Annotated in this window: 17 protein-coding genes and 1 tRNA gene; 2 read left to right on the forward strand and 16 right to left on the reverse strand. The window is 62.4% G+C overall.

The features are described 5' to 3' along the window. Positions 1-55 precede the first annotated feature (55 nt). The 9 genes from GC121_RS13260 to GC121_RS13295 form a co-directional block, all read right to left on the reverse strand. On the reverse strand, positions 56-790 hold the full coding sequence (locus GC121_RS13260) for a tetratricopeptide repeat protein (protein WP_151975105.1): 735 nt from the start codon (positions 788-790) through the stop codon (positions 56-58). Continuing rightward, the gene (locus GC121_RS13265) at positions 787-1,212 is read right to left on the reverse strand and encodes a cytochrome c-type biogenesis protein (protein WP_151975107.1); all 426 of its coding nucleotides are present in this window, start codon (positions 1,210-1,212) and stop codon (positions 787-789) included. The genes GC121_RS13260 and GC121_RS13265 overlap by 4 nt, the downstream gene beginning before the upstream one ends. Continuing rightward, a complete protein-coding gene (locus GC121_RS13270) occupies positions 1,209-1,748 on the reverse strand; it encodes a redoxin family protein (RefSeq protein WP_151975109.1) in 540 nt (179 codons plus the stop codon). The genes GC121_RS13265 and GC121_RS13270 overlap by 4 nt, the downstream gene beginning before the upstream one ends. After that, positions 1,745-3,718 carry a heme lyase CcmF/NrfE family subunit gene (locus GC121_RS13275; RefSeq protein WP_151975111.1) on the reverse strand — a complete coding sequence of 658 codons (1,974 nt, stop codon included), beginning with the start codon at positions 3,716-3,718 and terminating at the stop codon, positions 1,745-1,747. The genes GC121_RS13270 and GC121_RS13275 overlap by 4 nt, the downstream gene beginning before the upstream one ends. Then, positions 3,715-4,188, reverse strand: coding sequence for a cytochrome c maturation protein CcmE (gene ccmE, locus GC121_RS13280; protein ID WP_234421258.1), 474 nt, complete (start codon positions 4,186-4,188; stop codon positions 3,715-3,717). Before ccmE ends, GC121_RS13275 begins: the two co-directional genes overlap by 4 nt. Then, positions 4,185-4,325 carry a hypothetical protein gene (locus GC121_RS15385; RefSeq protein WP_199857870.1) on the reverse strand — a complete coding sequence of 47 codons (141 nt, stop codon included), beginning with the start codon at positions 4,323-4,325 and terminating at the stop codon, positions 4,185-4,187. The genes ccmE and GC121_RS15385 overlap by 4 nt, the downstream gene beginning before the upstream one ends. Further along, positions 4,322-5,068: a heme ABC transporter permease CcmC gene (ccmC, locus tag GC121_RS13285; protein ID WP_151975113.1), complete on the reverse strand. Its 747-nt coding sequence runs from the start codon at positions 5,066-5,068 to the stop codon at positions 4,322-4,324. Before ccmC ends, GC121_RS15385 begins: the two co-directional genes overlap by 4 nt. Before the next feature lie 121 nt (positions 5,069-5,189). Continuing rightward, positions 5,190-6,254, reverse strand: coding sequence for a Glu/Leu/Phe/Val dehydrogenase dimerization domain-containing protein (locus GC121_RS13290; RefSeq protein ID WP_151975115.1), 1,065 nt, complete (start codon positions 6,252-6,254; stop codon positions 5,190-5,192). 52 nt (positions 6,255-6,306) lie between these two features. Further along, a tRNA-His gene (locus GC121_RS13295) sits at positions 6,307-6,383 on the reverse strand. A gap of 205 nt (positions 6,384-6,588) precedes the next feature. Between GC121_RS13295 and GC121_RS13300 the strand changes: the two genes are divergently transcribed. Next, positions 6,589-7,236, forward strand: coding sequence for a 2OG-Fe(II) oxygenase (locus GC121_RS13300; RefSeq protein WP_151975117.1), 648 nt, complete (start codon positions 6,589-6,591; stop codon positions 7,234-7,236). After that, positions 7,229-7,639, forward strand: coding sequence for a GFA family protein (locus GC121_RS13305; RefSeq protein ID WP_151975119.1), 411 nt, complete (start codon positions 7,229-7,231; stop codon positions 7,637-7,639). Before GC121_RS13300 ends, GC121_RS13305 begins: the two co-directional genes overlap by 8 nt. Positions 7,640-7,694: 55 nt before the next feature. Here GC121_RS13305 and rpmE read toward each other — a convergent pair whose 3' ends face one another. From rpmE to GC121_RS13340, 7 genes are all read right to left on the reverse strand, one after another. Next, complete coding sequence (gene rpmE, locus GC121_RS13310) at positions 7,695-7,922, reverse strand: 50S ribosomal protein L31 (RefSeq protein WP_151975121.1); 228 nt, start codon at positions 7,920-7,922, stop codon at positions 7,695-7,697. A 190-nt stretch (positions 7,923-8,112) separates the two neighbouring features. Beyond that, entirely contained in the window at positions 8,113-8,577 is a 465-nt protein-coding gene (gene fabZ, locus GC121_RS13315) for a 3-hydroxyacyl-ACP dehydratase FabZ (protein ID WP_151975123.1), read from the reverse strand. 27 nt (positions 8,578-8,604) lie between these two features. Continuing rightward, the gene (locus tag GC121_RS13320; RefSeq protein ID WP_151975125.1) at positions 8,605-9,303 is read right to left on the reverse strand and encodes an OmpH family outer membrane protein; all 699 of its coding nucleotides are present in this window, start codon (positions 9,301-9,303) and stop codon (positions 8,605-8,607) included. Continuing rightward, the gene (gene bamA, locus GC121_RS13325; protein ID WP_151975127.1) at positions 9,303-11,981 is read right to left on the reverse strand and encodes an outer membrane protein assembly factor BamA; all 2,679 of its coding nucleotides are present in this window, start codon (positions 11,979-11,981) and stop codon (positions 9,303-9,305) included. Before bamA ends, GC121_RS13320 begins: the two co-directional genes overlap by 1 nt. 198 nt (positions 11,982-12,179) lie before the next feature. Further along, a complete protein-coding gene (gene rseP / locus GC121_RS13330) occupies positions 12,180-13,298 on the reverse strand; it encodes an RIP metalloprotease RseP (RefSeq protein ID WP_199857871.1) in 1,119 nt (372 codons plus the stop codon). A gap of 7 nt (positions 13,299-13,305) precedes the next feature. Beyond that, on the reverse strand, positions 13,306-14,460 hold the full coding sequence (locus GC121_RS13335; RefSeq protein ID WP_151975129.1) for a 1-deoxy-D-xylulose-5-phosphate reductoisomerase: 1,155 nt from the start codon (positions 14,458-14,460) through the stop codon (positions 13,306-13,308). After that, positions 14,457-15,074 (reverse strand): phosphatidate cytidylyltransferase, encoded by a 618-nt coding sequence (locus tag GC121_RS13340; RefSeq protein ID WP_370513769.1) that lies wholly within the window; start codon positions 15,072-15,074, stop codon positions 14,457-14,459. The genes GC121_RS13335 and GC121_RS13340 overlap by 4 nt, the downstream gene beginning before the upstream one ends. Positions 15,075-15,259 lie beyond the last annotated feature (185 nt).

Below are 15,259 nucleotides of genomic sequence, written 5' to 3' on the forward strand. Positions count from 1 at the left end.
GCGGCAAATAGCAGCGCCAGCGGGCACTAGCAACATTGTGCAATGCACAAGGGCACTATTGTCCGTTTGCAGGCGCTTCCGGAGCGGCTGTGGCCGTGGTCGCAGGCGCTGTCTGTTCGCCTTCCGCAGCCGCATTGGCCGCTTCCATTGCTTGCGCTTGAGCCACCATGGCGAGCATGGCGTCAATCCGGTTCAGCCGTTCAACCAGCCCTTCCCTGCCCGCCGCATCTTCCGGCGCAATGGCCAGCGCCTGCGCCCAAAGCTCACGCGCCTCGGGGAAGCGGCCCTGCCGGATCAGGGCAACGCCCATGAAATAGCCGGGGCCGGGATGGTCTGGCCGCAGACTCGCCGCGTTACGATAGGCATATTGCGCAGGTTGGGTGAGCGCACCGTCAGCGTGCTCGACCAGAGCATTGCCCAGCGCCAGCCACGCTTCGAAATCCTGCGGATTGGCCGTGGTCACACCATTCAGGAACGTGACCGCATCGTCAAATTGCCCGCGCCGCGCCATGCCATCGGCGGTGACGAGGAAATCGGCGCGGCTGCGCTCATCATCGGCGATAAATTCGCGGCGCTGCGCAACCACATCATATTCTTCCAAATTAACGCGGCTTTCCTCTGGTGCCTTGGGAGCAGACGGCAGGTCAGGGTTCGCCTGCATCGCGTATCCGGCAAGGCCGAACACCAGCGAAGCCGCCAGCCCCGCCCACACCGCACGCGGGAGTTTGTAGAGCGCGATGGCCGTGCCCATCGCCAACAGCGCGAGCGCGATAGCTATGGCCCAGCTCATGCGCCTTCTCCTTCAACCGGCACGCGGCGACCCACACGGCGCAGCAGCACGATAACGGCGATCAGCAGCAGGATGCCGGGAATAACGAAAAGCGGCCACGTGCTCGCGCTCGCCACCGGTTCATAACTGACATAGTCGCCATAGCGCGAAACCAGCCACGCGCGCACAGCCTCCGGGCTTTCGCCATTGGCAATCCGGGTGCGCACCTGATGCCGCATATTGCCCGCCATCGGCGCGTCGCTGTCAGCGATCGACTGGCTCTGGCACGTGATGCAGCGCAGAGTGTGCATCAATTCGGTCGCCTGTTCCTCCAGTGCCGGGTCTTCCAGCTGCTGATAGGCGTAGGGCGCGGGCGGCGCATTGGACTGCGCGGCGAGCGGCGCAGCCATCAGCAGGGCGAGCAAGGCGGCGAGCAGTCTCATTGCCCCTGCGCCTTCCGCAATTCTTCCATCAGCACCGGCACATCCGACGCGCGGATATCGCCGATATGCTGGTAAGTGATCGTCCCGTCGCCCGCGATCACGAAGGTCTCCGGCACGCCGGAGGAGCCGAGCGACAATTGCACTTCGGAAATCCGGTCATCGCCGATGCGGGTGAAGGGATTGCCGTGTTGCAGGAGGAAGCGGTCTACATCTTCCGGCGTATCGGTAATCGCCACCGCCACGATCTGCGCGCCTTGCCGCTCCAGCTCTTCGAGATAGGGTGCTTCGGCAGCGCAGGGGATGCACCAGCTGGCGAACACGTTCATCAGCTTCGCCTCGCCATCAGCAAGATCGGTACTGGAAAGGCCCGGGCGGCTTTCGACCATGGCGGGCAGCGCGAATTCGGGGATGCGTTCGCCCACCAGCGCGCTGCGCACAAATTCATCCTTGGGCTGGGTCAGCTGATAGCCGAACAGGCCGAACACGAAGGCCGCAACGATCACCACGCCCCACAGGGCAAAGCGCAGGTTTCTCATGCCGGTTGCGCCTCCGGCTCGGGTTCCGGAGCAGCATCGGCGATCTCCTCGCTATCGTCCGCCTCGCCCCGGCGGCGGCGCAGATCAGAGCGCACACGGCCAATCAGCGATAGCACACCGCCCAGCGCGATCAGTAGGCCGCCATACCAGATGAAAGTGACGAACGGCTTCCACCATAGCCGCAATTGCCAGCGGCCATCCTCGCCCTGACTGCCGACTGCAACATAGAGCTGGCCGTTCCAACGGGTGAGCAGCGCAACCTCGCTCGTTTCCATCACCGGTGCCCAGAAATTGCGCGATTGCGGGTGCGCCTCAAGCTCCGGCCCGCCATCGTAGGAGAGATGCATATTCGCCTGCATCGCTGTCCAGTTCGGCCCCGCAACGGCGTTGACGCTGTCGAGCCTGCCCGTCCATGCGCCGACCTCAACCGTGTCACCCACGCTGACCGCGACCAGCCGTTCCTTCTGGAAGGCGGTATCCGCTGCCATGCCGAACAGCGCCACCGCGATGCCGAAATGGGCGATGCACATTCCCCAGATCGCGAGCGGCGTCCGGCGGAGCGAGCGGCCTTGCAAAGGCGCAAGGCTGGCAATCGCCACGCCTGCCGCCAGACCAAGGCCGAGCAGCGGCAAGAGGCCGATCCCGTCCCAGAACACCGCGCGGATGATAATGACAATGGTCACCGCCAGAGCAATCGCCACAGGCTTGCGCACCCGCGTAAAATCGTCCCGCTTCCACCGCAACAGCGGGCCGACCATCAGCACCAGCAGCATCGGCAGGAAGAAGATCGCACTCACCGGATTGAAGTATGGCGGGCCGACCGACACGCGCACATCAAACGCTTCGGTTAGCAGCGGATAGAGCGTGCCGAGCAGCACCACGCCGAGAATGGCGGTCAGCCCGACATTGTTCACCACCAGCGCGCCTTCACGGCTCATCACGGCAAACCGCTCGCCCTCGGCAATGGTGTTGGCGCGCAGGGCAAACAGCACGAGCGCGCCGCCGATATAGAGCGTCAACAGGGCAAGGATGAAGCTGCCGCGCTCCGGATCGACGGCGAAGGCGTGCACGCTCGTCAGAATGCCCGAGCGCACAAGGAATGTGCCGAGCATACTCATCGAGAACGCGATCACGCCGAGCATGATCGTCCACGTCCGCAGCGCGTCTCTCGCCGCCAGCACGCTGGCCGAATGCAGCAGCGCGGTTGCCGCCAGCCACGGCATGAGCGAAGCGTTCTCCACCGGATCCCAGAACCACCAGCCGCCCCAACCGAGCTCGTAATAGGCCCAATAGGAACCGGCGGTGATGCCAACGGTCAGGAAAATCCACGCGCCCAGCACCCAAGGCCGCATCACGCGGGCAAAGTCGGGGGTCACATTGCGGGTGAGCAGCGCCGCGACGGCAAAGCTGAACGCCACCGACAGGCCGACATAGCCAATGTAAAGCGTGGGCGGATGGAAGGCGAGGCCGATATCCTGCAACAGCGGGTTGAGGCCATTGCCCTCCGGCGGCACCTCGGCCAGCCGTTCAAACGGATTGGAGCTGAGCAGCAGGAAGGCGTAGAAACCCAGCGCGACAAAGGCCTGCGCGCACAGGGTCGCCATCATGGTCTTCTCGGGCAAGCGCCGCTCGATCAGCGCAATCAGGCCGCCCGCCATCGCCATGACCGTGACCCACAGGAGCATCGAGCCTTCGTGATTGCCCCACGCGCCCGACAGCTTGAAGATCATCGGCTTCAGCGAATGCGAATTGGTCGCCACCAACTGCACCGAAAGGTCGGTGACAGCAAACACATAGAGCAGCGCGCAAAAGGCGATGATGCAGAGGAAGGCCTGCAAGGTCGCAGCTGGACGGGCCAGTGCCGCGAAAGCCGCATTTCCGGATCGCGTGCCGACAAAGCCCGCCAGCAATTGCAGCGCCGCCAGCGCGGCTGCCAGCCACAGGGCGGCAAGACCAAGTTCGGGAATCACTCGACGCTCTCTTGCAGTTCCGCGCGCATTTGCTCGGCGGTCATTTCTTCCAGTTCGCGCGGGGTGTAATTCTCGTCATGCTTGGCGAGCAATTGGTCGGCAACGAACACGCCGTTGGCGTCCATCCGCCCGTCTGCCACCACACCGGAATTCTCGACAAACAGATCGGGCAGGATACCGGTGTAGGTTACCGGCACGCGCGCTATCCCGTCATGCACCACAAATTCGGTTGTTACCCCGTCCGCCGCAGTCTGGATCGAACCGGTCTCCACCATGCCGCCCAAGCGGATCGCCTGACCGGGTTCGGGCGGGTTGGCCTCGATATCCTCGGGCACGTAGAAATAGCTCGCCTGATCCTGCAAGGCGACCATCGCCAACAGGCTCGCGCCGATCAGTGCGCCCACCGCCAGCAGGATGAGCACCAAGCGCTGATGCTTTGGCTTGATGCCACCTGATGTCTCTTGGGTCACTTGCGCTTCACCTCGTCCCGGCGGGCCTCGGCGCGTTTCATCGCCAGCCAGCTTTGCCCGACAAGCAGCAACGTGCTGATAATCGTCACGACGTAAGCACCGTAGACAAACGGCATATGTTCCAGCGCTTCTCTCACTGGAAGGCCTCCTCACCCGTCATTGTGCCGGCCTGCGCCTTGCGCCGCAGCCGCGCTTCTGCCTGAATGTCGGCCAAAATGGTGCGCATCCGCATCAGCACAATACCGCCAAAAAGGAAGGAGAAGCCAAGCACGGCAAAGAGCAGCGGCCAGAGATATGTCCCGTCAATCGAGCTGCCGCCGGTCGTGATGCTGGCGGGCTGGTGGAGCGAGTTCCACCACACGACAGAACGGTTGATGATCGGCACATTGATCGCCCCGACAATCCCGAAGATTGCGGCGATCCTGCTCGACTGCCCTTCGCGCGCCAGCGAAGATGAGAGCGCGATATAGCCGAGATAGAGGAAGAACAGCACCAGCATCGATGTCAGCCGTCCGTCCCACACCCACCAGGTGCCCCAGGTCGGGCGGCCCCAGATCGATCCGGTGGCAAGGCAGATAAACGCAAACACCGCGCCCGGCACCGCTGCGGCGCGTGCGGCGATGGTGGCCAGCGGATGCCGCCAAACAAGCTCTACCAGACTGGCAATCGCAATCGCCGTCCACCCGCCCATGCCCAGCCAGGCGGCGGGCACGTGGATGTAGAGGATTTTCACCGTATCCCCCATCAGCCGGTCGGGCGGCGACTGGGTGAAGCCCCACAGCAAAGCCGCGCCGGTCACCAGCAGACCGCCCACCAGCAGGATCGGGGTCAGCCAGTTGGCAATGGACAGGAAACGTTTGGGATTGGCGTAAAGATGCATCGTCTGACAAGCTGTTCGAATGCGCGCATCATTGGCAGGTGCAAACCCGCGCTGCAAGGCAAACCGGACACGACATGGTCCAAAAGCCGCCCAAACCCAAAGCGTCCAGTGCTTTTGACGCTCAACCGCGTCCAATCAGCTCCATCGCCATCGCGTCGGCAACCTCGTTGGACGGCCGGGATTCGGCCTCACTCGTGTTCCAGATCGATTGCAAGCGCGCGGGGATTTGCGCGATGCGCTTGCGCACTTCGTTGATGTCGCAAGGCTCGCCCTTCTGGCGGCAGAGATATTCGAGGCTGACATTGATGATGCCGCCGGCATTGATGACATAATCGGGCGCGTAGAGGATGCCGCGTTCGTGCAGCATTGCGCCATGTTCGGGGCGCGCGAGCTGGTTGTTCGCACCGCCTGCCACGATTGCGCAATCGAGCCGGGCAATGCCGTCATCGTCGAGGATCGCGCCCAGCGCGTTGGGGCTGAAGACGTCGCACTCCGTGCCCATCACCACGTCGCCGTCCACCGCTTCGCCGCCGATTTCCTGCGCCAGTGCCTGCGCGCGCTTGGTATTGATGTCGGAGACGATCAGGCTCGCCCCGTCCTTCGCCAGCAACCGCGCCACGCCGCCGCCGACCGAGCCGCAGCCCTGCACGGCAACGCGCACGCCGGCCATGCTGTCCTTACCCAGCTTGTGCGCCACCGCCGCCTTGATACCGTGATAAATGCCCATCGCGGTGAACGGGCCAGGGTCGCCGCCAGCATCGCCTTCGGACACCGGCAGGCCGCATACATGGCGCGTGCGCCCGGCGATCTTGACCATGTCTGCCACCGTTGCGCCGACATCTTCGGCGGTCACATAGCGGCCGTTCAGGGCCTCCACTGCGTCGCCGAAGGCTTCCAGCATGGCATCGGTTTTGGTGCCATCTTTATCAAGCATTACAACGGCTTTGCCCCCGCCCATGGGCAGGCCTGCCATCGCATTCTTGAAGCTCATTCCGCGCGAAAGCCGCAGCGCGTCGCGCATTGCGCCTGCCGGATCGGCATAGTGCCAGAACCGCGTGCCGCCTGCGCCGGGGCCGAGATGGGTGGAATGCAGCGCGATAATTGCGGTGAGGCCACTGGCGCGATCATGCACCACTTCGACCCGCTCATGCGCGTCCCAATCGGCTTCGGTCCAGAATGCCGGCATACCCAATTCCCCTGCCGTTTACGGCACAACTGCTTGCCATGCGGGGAGAAAATGGGGCGATCGAGGGGTCTCGAACCCCCGACCTCCGGTACCACAAACCGGCGCTCTAACCAACTGAGCTACGATCGCCACACACCCTACGCATTGCGCGAATGCGATGGGCCAATACGCGCCAGAAACCCAGCGTCAAGCGGGTTACAGCGCGGAGGCAGGCCTGTTGCACAACTCGGCATGGGAGCAAAGCAAAAAATGCGTCACAGCCGCGCTCACGCAAGATTGTTACACGGCGGTTTTCGGGTTGGCGCGCCGCAACGCCCTCGCTATCGCTGCATACATGATTCAACCGGGCGATTCCTCGCTGGAAATCCTGCGCCGTGATCCGCGCGTGCTGCACGTGCCCTCGCCCAAGGTCGAGATGGTGATCGTCCCCAACTTCCTGCCCGCCGATTTGTGCGCAGAACTGGTGCGGCTGATCGATATTGACCGCCGACCCTCCACCGTTGCCGATTACAATGGTGACGATGCATTCCGCACCAGCGAGACTTGCGATCTCAAAGCCGAAGATCCGGCGGTGCAGGAGGTCGAGCGGCGCCTGTTTGCGCTCACCGGGATCGACGCTGCGCATGGCGAGCCTTTGCAGGGCCAGCGTTACGAAGTCGGGCAGGAATTCAAGCAGCACACCGACTGGTTCAATCCTGACGGGCCGGACTGGGAGAAATACTGCTCGGTCGCGGGCCAGCGGACCTGGACCTTCATGGCCTATCTCAACGATATTGATGCGGGCGGCGCGACGCGGTTCAAAGTTGTCGGCAAGACGGTGAAGCCGGAAACCGGCAAGCTCGTCGGGTGGAACAACCGCCTGCCCGATGGTCGCGGCAATGTCAGCACGCTCCATCATGCGATGAAAGTGCGCAAAGGCCTGAAATACGTCATCACCAAATGGTATCGCGAGAGGCCTTGGGGTTGGGCAGAGAATGGCTGAGCGGCGGGAGGGCGGCTGCCATTGCGGCACGGTGCGCTTTGCCTTCGCCATGCCGCAAGAGCCGCTGATCCGGCGGTGCAATTGCTCGATCTGCGCGATGAAGGGCATCGTGATGCTCGATGTGCCCAAGTGCGATGTCGAAGTAACGCAGGGGCGCGAGGCGCTCTCGACCTACACTTTCGGCTCGAGAGTGGCGAAGCATCACTTCTGCTCGCAATGCGGCATCCATGTGCTGCAAGAATTACGCTCCGAACCGGAGAATTGCGCGGTCAGCCTCGCCTGTGTCGATGGCAGCGATGTGTATGAGATCGACGTGCCCGTGTTCAACGGCAAGCGCCACCCGGCGGATACGGGCGAGTATACGTATATCGGTGTGCTCAGGCTGGAGCGGACGGAAAGCTGATACGAAAAAGGCGGCCCCGCAGGACCGCCTCTTCGTGTAGCAACTGAAACGCCGCTTACTGCTTCTTGAGCGACAGACCGCCGAAACGCTGGTTGAACTTCGCCACGCGGCCACCGTCCTGAATACGCTGCGGACCGCCCGTCCATGCCGGGTGGCTGGTCGGATCGATTTCGAGGTTCATGGTGTCGCCTTCCTTGCCCCACGTCGTGCGGGTCTGGAATTCGGTGCCATCGGTCATCTTGACCGTGATCATGTGGTAATCGGGATGCGTATCGGCCTTCATGGCGGTAGTCCTTCTGAGCAATTGCCCGGTTCCGACCGGACGTGCTGTTATCTGGGAAGCGGCGCGGTTAGCGACGTTCAACAAGTTTTGCAACCTTAGTTTCGTCATTGCGAGCGAAGCGAGGGAATCCAGAGTGACTCGCGGAACGCTCTGGATTGCCACGGCGACTGCGTCGCCTCGCAATGACGGGTTAAGCAGGTGGATCAGCGATCATTGCGGTGAAGTTGACTTCACACGTCACTTTGCCATCCACGCTCGCCTTGCCTTCGAACTTGCAAATTTTCGAACGCTGCTGCGTGAAACTCACATCCAGCTTGAGCAGACACCCCGGTTCCACCGGCGCGCGGAACTTTGCGTTCTCGATCGCCATGAAATAGACGAGCTTGCCGCTATCGGCCAACTCCAGCGTCTCGATGCCGAGAATGCCCGCCGCCTGCGCCAAAGCTTCGATCTGCAACACGCCCGGCATGATCGGGCGGCCGGGGAAATGGCCCTGGAAAAAGCCTTCGTTGAACGTCACCGCCTTGATCGCGCTGATCCGCTCGCACTTGACGATCTCCGTCACACGATCGACCAGCAGCATCGGATAGCGATGCGGCAGGGCCTTGAGGATGCGCGGAATGTCGTACACTTCACTCACTGGCGTCTCGCTCATCAGCCCTGCCCCTTCACGCTTCGCCGATTAACGGCCCGAAGCGGCAGGCTCTTGCTGTGCAGCGGCGGCGGCCTGCTGCTGCTGTTGCAGCGCAACGAAGGTCAGCAATTGCTGCACCTGCTGGAACAGCTGGATCGAGGCTTCGCTCGGCTGGAAATCGGCAGGCGGAATGATGTTCACGGCGGGCACCAGCGCGTTCAACGCATCAACCACAGGGCCGGTGATGTCCGAACCTTCGGCCTGATAGACCACCGTGCCCGGATCGAGAATGAACTGCACGTTGCGCGCGGTAATCACCTGCTGCACGGCGGGCGAATATTGCTGCGCCACCTGCTGCACCACATACACGCGGGCAAGGTTGATCGGCTGCTGCAGGGTCGCAATTTCCTGATCGATCGTCTGGATCTGCAACACCGTTGCGTTGTTCGGATCCTGCATCGCCGCGGCTTCGTTATCATCGAGCGCGCCGTTCGAGTTGAAATCGAACGATTGCATCAGCTGCTGACGGGTCTGCTGGCGCTCCGAGATCGTCTGGCGCTGCGTCGCATATTGCTGGCCGATCTGCTGATAGGCGGTCTGCAACGCATTGGAGCTGGCAACGGCAGCGGGAAGATCGACGGTAGCGATACCGTTCACCTGCGCAGCGGCGGTGACAGACATTTGCGGTGCCGCCATGGCACCAGCGAACAGCGCAGCGCCAAGCGCCTGCTTGAAAAGAGTATTCATCAGAATTGCGTTCCTACGTTGAAGGAGAAGAGTTTCACTTCATCGCCGCGCTGACTCAGGATGTCAGTGGCGATGTCGATCCGGAACGGACCGAAGGGGGAATTCCAGTTCACCCCGATACCCGCGGTGATACGCGGCGTGGCGGAGTCGCCCACGAATTCCTCGACAAAGGGCGGCAGGGTCTGGCCCGCAGCCTGGTTGTTGGAGCCATCGGGCGCAAGCGGGCTTGGCACCAGGATCGAGCCGGTGATGTTGCCGCCATCGTCACGGATGAATTGCTGGAAGAGCGGGTTGCCGTCACTGTCGCGCTGCGGGATGAACAGGCCATCGGGCAAGGGGCTGATGGTGAGCTGCGGGGTCTCGACATTGAACACCGATCCGACATCGACGAAGATAGACGGACGCAGGCCCAGCTCACGCGCACCTGCACCAAGCGGAATTTCGATTTCCGCACGGGCGAGGTAATAGGCATTGCCGCCCAGTGCATCGTCGGTGTTGCGTTCGTCATCCAGCGGCAGCAGATCGGCTTCGGACAAGCCTTCTACGCCATCGCTTTCGATGTAGAAGCGCCGCACCACGCGCGGGCCAACGCCGCGAATGTCGAACCCGCGGAACTGGCCTTCGCCAAGGAAGAAGCGGTCGGTCAGCAACACACCTTCATCGCCCCAGCCATAGATATAGCCGCCTTCGAGCGAGAGCGAACCTATAAAGCCGCTGCCAAGGTTGAAATAGCGCGCCGCGTTTATGCGGGCGCGGCCATATTGCGTATCGCCGCCCAGTCCCGCGAAATCGAGCGACAGGCTCGCCGCGGTGCCGCCAGTCGGACGCAGGCGGCTGTTCAGCGTGTTGTAGGAGAAGGACGCGCTGAGGATCGACTGCAACCGGTCACCAATCGCATCGCACAGGAAGCGCCCCGCCAGCAGCGGTTCGCACTGCGACGTGCCGTCACCGTCGAAGTCCGCGAAGAACTGCGATTCATCGAGCGACACTTCCTGATAGTTGAGCGTATAGCGGCCCAGGAAGCTGATATATTCGGTGAGCGGAACGCCGGTGCGGATGTTGAAACCGGTGGTCGTCTGTTCAAACGTCGCACGGTCGCGGTCGAAGAAGCCGTTGTTGAAATCCTGCCGGAACACGTCAACGCCGACGGCAATATCGCGGTCGAACAGCTTGGGTTCGGTGAAGCTGATATTGCCCGAACGCGAGAAACGCGACCAGTTGACGCCAAGGCCCACCGTCTGCCCGCGCCCGCGGAAGTTGTTCTGCCGCACCGAGCCATTGAAGATAAAGCTTTCGAGCGAGGAGAAACCGGCAGACAGCGAAAGCTCACCGGTCGGTTCTTCCTGCACGTTGGCTTGCAGGATGATGCGGCCTTCGGCGCTGCCTTCCACCTGCTCGACTTCGAAATTCTCCTGGAAATAGCCCAGCGAATTGATGCGCGCGGTGGAGCGGCGCACTTGCAGGCTGGAGAAAGCGTCGCCTTCCGCAATGCGGAATTCGCGGCGGATCACCTTGTCCTGCGTCAGCGTGTTGCCGTTGATCTCGATCGCTTCGATATAGGCGCGCGGCGCGTCGGCGACGGTGAAGGTCACGTCCATCGTGCGTTCTTCGGCGTTGCGGACAATGCGCGGTCGCACCTGCGCAAAGGCATAGCCGAAGGCACCGGCGGTTTCGGTCAGGCCTTCCTCGATTTCGTCGATTTCTTCGGTGTTGTACCAGTCACCGGTCTGGATGGTCAGCTGGCTCGTCAGCGCCTCGCTGGAGAAATCGCGCAGCTGGCTGACAACTTCGATGTCGCCATATTGATACCGCTCGCCCTCTTCCACCACATAGGTGATGATGAAGTCGCGGCGGTCCGGCGTCAGCTCGGCGACGGCGGAGACGATGCGGAAATCGACATAGCCCTGGCTGAGATAGAACTGGCGCAGCAATTGCTGGTCATACGCCATGCGGTCCGGATCGTAGCTGGTGTTCGAGCTGAAGAAGGCGAACAGGCTGTCTTCGCGGGTGATCATTTCGCCGCGCAGGCGCGAATCGGAGAACACTTCGTTCCCGATAATGTTGATCTGGCGAACCTTCGATTTCGGCCCTTCGGTGATTTCGAAGATCAGATCGACGCGGTTCTGGTCCAGCATGACCATTTGCGGCTCCACCGTCGCGGCGAAGCGGCCCTGCCGCTTGTAGAGCTCGATAATCCGCTCGACATCGGCGCGCACGCGGCTGCGGGTGAAGATCTGGCGCGGGGCAAGGTTGATTTCCGGATAGATTTCATCCGATTCAATCCGGTTGTTGCCTTCCAGAATGATGCGGTTGATAATCGGGTTTTCCTCGATATCGATCTGCATCACGCCGGTGCCGCGATCAAAGCTGATCGCGAAATCGGCGAACAGCTCGGTCGTGGCGAGTTCGATCAGCGCGCGGTCAGCCGCAGCGGCGCTGTAAGCATCGCCCGGTCGCAGCGAAATGTAGGAAACGATCGTTTCCGGCTCCAGCCGCTGCGCGCCGCGCACGGTGATCGCGCGGATGATATCTTCCTGCACCTGCACCACCGGCACGGCTTCGGCTGGCGGAGCCGCATCCTGTGCCAGGGCCACGTTTGGCAAACCCGCCAAAGTGGTGCAGCCGAGCAGAGCGGCCGCGTAATGCGATGCAGTTATTGTCCGTGCTTTGGAACCCATTATCCGTCCACTCTAGTCGACACCAGCGCCCCAAAGTCCAGCCCGGCAGGCCCAACCCCTATGGGCCACAATCCGGCCAAATGCTTCAAGGCCGTTTGACGCGAAGTGCGCCCTTGCCCGATGCCCGCATGGCAATCAAGCGACCTTGCCGTATTTGGCCCCGATTTCGCGCTGAAATGCCTCTTTCCTCATTCGTGCCTAGCTGCCGAAGAACGGCAGTTTGGCAATATCGATCACCGTCACGAACAGCATCAGTGCAAGCACTGTAGCGATGCCGACGCGATAGGCCCATTCCATGCTGCGGGCGCTGGCTGGCTTCCGGCGGATCGCTTCGACCGCGTAGAAAGCCAGATGTCCACCGTCCAATGCGGGGATTGGCAGCAGGTTAATGAATGCCAAATTAAGCGAGATGAGCGCGGCGAAGGTCACGAAGGGCAGCCAGCCAAGGCTCAACTGCTCGCCCGAGACCTTGGCGATGGTGATCGGCCCGCCCAGCTCTTGCACACTGCGCTTGCCTGAGAGAATTTGTCCGATACCAGTCACAATAATATCGACCGTGCCGACGCTCGCATCCACAGCAAGGTTCAAGGACTCGACGGGGCCGACCTCTCGATATTCCTCTTCGCTCCGTCCCGGATAAATGCCAATTACCCCATAAACCGCCTTGTTGCCAAAGTCGTCCGTTCGCTCATCCGCTTGCGTGATGATTGCTACGGTCACCTCTTCACCGTCGCGATCAACCGTTATGTCCAGCTCGGTGTTCGGGTAGGGAGCAATCTCCATGATCAGTTCGCGGACCGATCGAACTGTCTCTCCTTCGACAGCAACAACCCTATCGCCCTCTCGCAAACCAGCGGCTTGCGCGGGAGACTCTTCTGAAAAACCCGCAATCACATTTTCCTGTGATGCATCGCTTGGAACAGGCTCTCCAAGCACCATGAAAAACGCCGCAAAAATGCTGACCGCAATCAGGATATTCGCAAACGGCCCGGCAGCGACGATCAGGGCCTTTTGCCACAGCGGCTTCGAATGGAAATCATCGGGCTGCGGCGGATGTTCGGGATCGGGCACGCTGGCGGGGTTCATATCGCCTTTGAACTGGACATAGCCGCCAATCGGAATCGCCGAGAGCTTCCAGCGGGTGCCGCGCTTGTCGGTAAAGCCCGCCAATTCCTTGCCAAAGCCGACCGAAAACGCCTCTGCCCCGACGCCGAAAAAGCGCCCGACCAGATAGTGCCCCAGCTCGTGCAGGGTCACCAATGGCCCGAGCACCAGCAGAAACGCCAGCGGGTAAATCCACAAAGGAACGGACTGCATATCCAATTCAGGCAAGCTCCATCATTGCGCCCGCGTGCACCCGCGCCTCAGCATCGACGGCGAGCACGTCGTCGAGCGATTGCGGTGCGGTTGGCGCGTAGTGTTCGAGAGTTCTCGCAACAATTGCCGAAATTTGCGTGAACCTGATCTGACCGGCAAGGAAAGCAGCCACCGCCACCTCGTTCGCGGCATTGAGCACGGCAGGCGCCGCCCCGCCCGTATGGGCGGCCTCGCGCGCCAGTTTGGTGGCGGGGAAACGCTCCTCATCGGGCGCGAAAAAGGTCAGCTCGCCAATCGCGGGCAGATCGAGCGGCTTGCACGCGGTATCCATCCGCCGCGGCCAGGCGAGCGCGGAGGCGATGGGCACGCGCATATCGCTCGGCCCCAATTGCGCCAGCGTGGAGCCGTCGCGATATTCCACCATCGAGTGGATCACGCTTTGCGGGTGCACCACGATGCGCAGCCGATCCAGCCCAACGGGGAAGAGGTGGAACGCCTCGATAAATTCGAGCCCCTTGTTGAACATCGTCGCGCTATCGACGCTGATCTTCGCACCCATCGACCAGTTGGGATGCGCGACCGCCTGTGCGGGTGTCACCGCGTCCAGCTCGGCGAGCGTTTTGGTGCGCAGCGGCCCACCGCTCGCAGTGAGGGTGATCCAGCGCACATCCTCCAGATCATTGCCCTGCAAGCACTGGAAGATGGCGTTGTGCTCGCTATCGACCGGTAGCAGCGTGGCGCCATATTGGGCGACCTTCGCCGTCATCACATGGCCCGCTGATACCAGCGATTCCTTGTTGGCGAGCGCCACGGTGCGGCCCTGCTCGATCGCCGCCATGGTGGGCGCAAGGCCCGCGCAGCCGACAATCGCGGCGACGGTTAGGTCAGCCGGGCGGCGGGCGGCGTCGCACAGCGCCTGCTCCCCGCCCGCCGCCTCGATTGCGGTGCCAGAGAGATGCGCGCGCAGTTCGGGCAGGCATCCCTCGTCGCCGACGACGGCGATCTCCGCGTCGAATTCCTTGGCGAGCGCCGCCAGCTTCTCTGCCGAGCAATTCGCGCTCAGCGCCACCACGTTCCAATTGGCGCGGTCGCCCCGGATCAGGTCGAGCGTCGAATCGCCGATGGAGCCGGTTGCTCCGAAGATGGAAATGCTGCGTGTCATGCCGGATGCATCCGATACCACAATTCCGCCGAAACTATGGCAACGGGCAGCAATCCGTCCACCCTGTCCAAAACGCCGCCATGGCCGGGGATGAGGCGGCCCGAATCTTTCAGATTGGCTTTGCGCTTGAGCCAGCTCTCCAGAAAATCCCCTGCCTGCGCCACAATCGCCAGCACCGCGCCGATGGCGAGCGCGACAAGGCCCATGAGTGAGAAGCTGCGTTCTCCCACATTGCTGTAGAAAAAGGCGAAGGACACCAGCCCCGCCGCCAGCATCCCGCCGCCCAGCCCCGCCCAGGTTTTGGACGGGCTGATGCGCGGCGCGATCTTCGGCCCGCCAATCGCGCGGCCGGAGAAATAGGCGCCGGTATCGGTCGCGATGACAACCGCGACGACGCCGAGGACGACTTCGTAGGGGAGCCCGCCCAGGCGGTATGCCGCCCAGCCGATATAGGCGGTGCCGACAAGCAGGATGACAGCGCGCGTGGCGGCATTTTTGCTGAAACGCAGCGCCATCCGCGCAAGCTCGCCCAGCCCGATGACTGCGATCAGCGCGATAAAAGCCTTCCAGACATAGCCCCCCAGCCACAACGCCGTGCCCGCCACCGCGACCATCACCACAGCGCTCGCCAGCCGCTTGGGCAAATCGCCGGTGCGGATGGCGAAGGGGACGACGGTTATTGCCTTTTTGGCATAGCGCTTCGCCTTGTCGCGCTTGCGTTCGGGGGGGAGATCAGCAGTCATCCCATCCTCCCCTTCCGGGGGAGGTGGCAGCCCGAAGGGCTGACGGAGGGGGCAAG

It is taken from the genome of Erythrobacter sp. EC-HK427 (assembly GCF_902498745.1).
GTDB lineage: Bacteria > Pseudomonadota > Alphaproteobacteria > Sphingomonadales > Sphingomonadaceae > Alteraurantiacibacter.

Excerpts from the sequence above, each read along its gene's own strand:
- GC121_RS13290 (WP_151975115.1), bottom strand. The coding sequence starts at position 6,254 with ATGCCGGCATTCTGGACCGAAGCCGATTGGGACGCGCATGAGCGGGTC.
- fabZ (WP_151975123.1), bottom strand. The coding sequence starts at position 8,577 with ATGAGCGAGACGCCAGTGAGTGAAGTGTACGACATTCCGCGCATCCTC.
- GC121_RS13335 (WP_151975129.1), bottom strand. The coding sequence starts at position 14,460 with ATGACACGCAGCATTTCCATCTTCGGAGCAACCGGCTCCATCGGCGAT.
- ccmC (WP_151975113.1), bottom strand. The coding sequence starts at position 5,068 with ATGCATCTTTACGCCAATCCCAAACGTTTCCTGTCCATTGCCAACTGG.
- GC121_RS13305 (WP_151975119.1), top strand. The coding sequence starts at position 7,229 with ATGGCTGAGCGGCGGGAGGGCGGCTGCCATTGCGGCACGGTGCGCTTT.
- GC121_RS13265 (WP_151975107.1), bottom strand. The coding sequence starts at position 1,212 with ATGAGACTGCTCGCCGCCTTGCTCGCCCTGCTGATGGCTGCGCCGCTC.
- bamA (WP_151975127.1), bottom strand. The coding sequence starts at position 11,981 with ATGGGTTCCAAAGCACGGACAATAACTGCATCGCATTACGCGGCCGCT.
- GC121_RS13320 (WP_151975125.1), bottom strand. The coding sequence starts at position 9,303 with ATGAATACTCTTTTCAAGCAGGCGCTTGGCGCTGCGCTGTTCGCTGGT.
- GC121_RS13270 (WP_151975109.1), bottom strand. The coding sequence starts at position 1,748 with ATGAGAAACCTGCGCTTTGCCCTGTGGGGCGTGGTGATCGTTGCGGCC.
- GC121_RS13260 (WP_151975105.1), bottom strand. The coding sequence starts at position 790 with ATGAGCTGGGCCATAGCTATCGCGCTCGCGCTGTTGGCGATGGGCACG.
- rseP (WP_199857871.1), bottom strand. The coding sequence starts at position 13,298 with ATGCAGTCCGTTCCTTTGTGGATTTACCCGCTGGCGTTTCTGCTGGTG.
- GC121_RS13300 (WP_151975117.1), top strand. The coding sequence starts at position 6,589 with ATGATTCAACCGGGCGATTCCTCGCTGGAAATCCTGCGCCGTGATCCG.
- GC121_RS13340 (WP_370513769.1), bottom strand. The coding sequence starts at position 15,074 with ATGGTCGCGGTGGCGGGCACGGCGTTGTGGCTGGGGGGCTATGTCTGG.
- rpmE (WP_151975121.1), bottom strand. The coding sequence starts at position 7,922 with ATGAAGGCCGATACGCATCCCGATTACCACATGATCACGGTCAAGATG.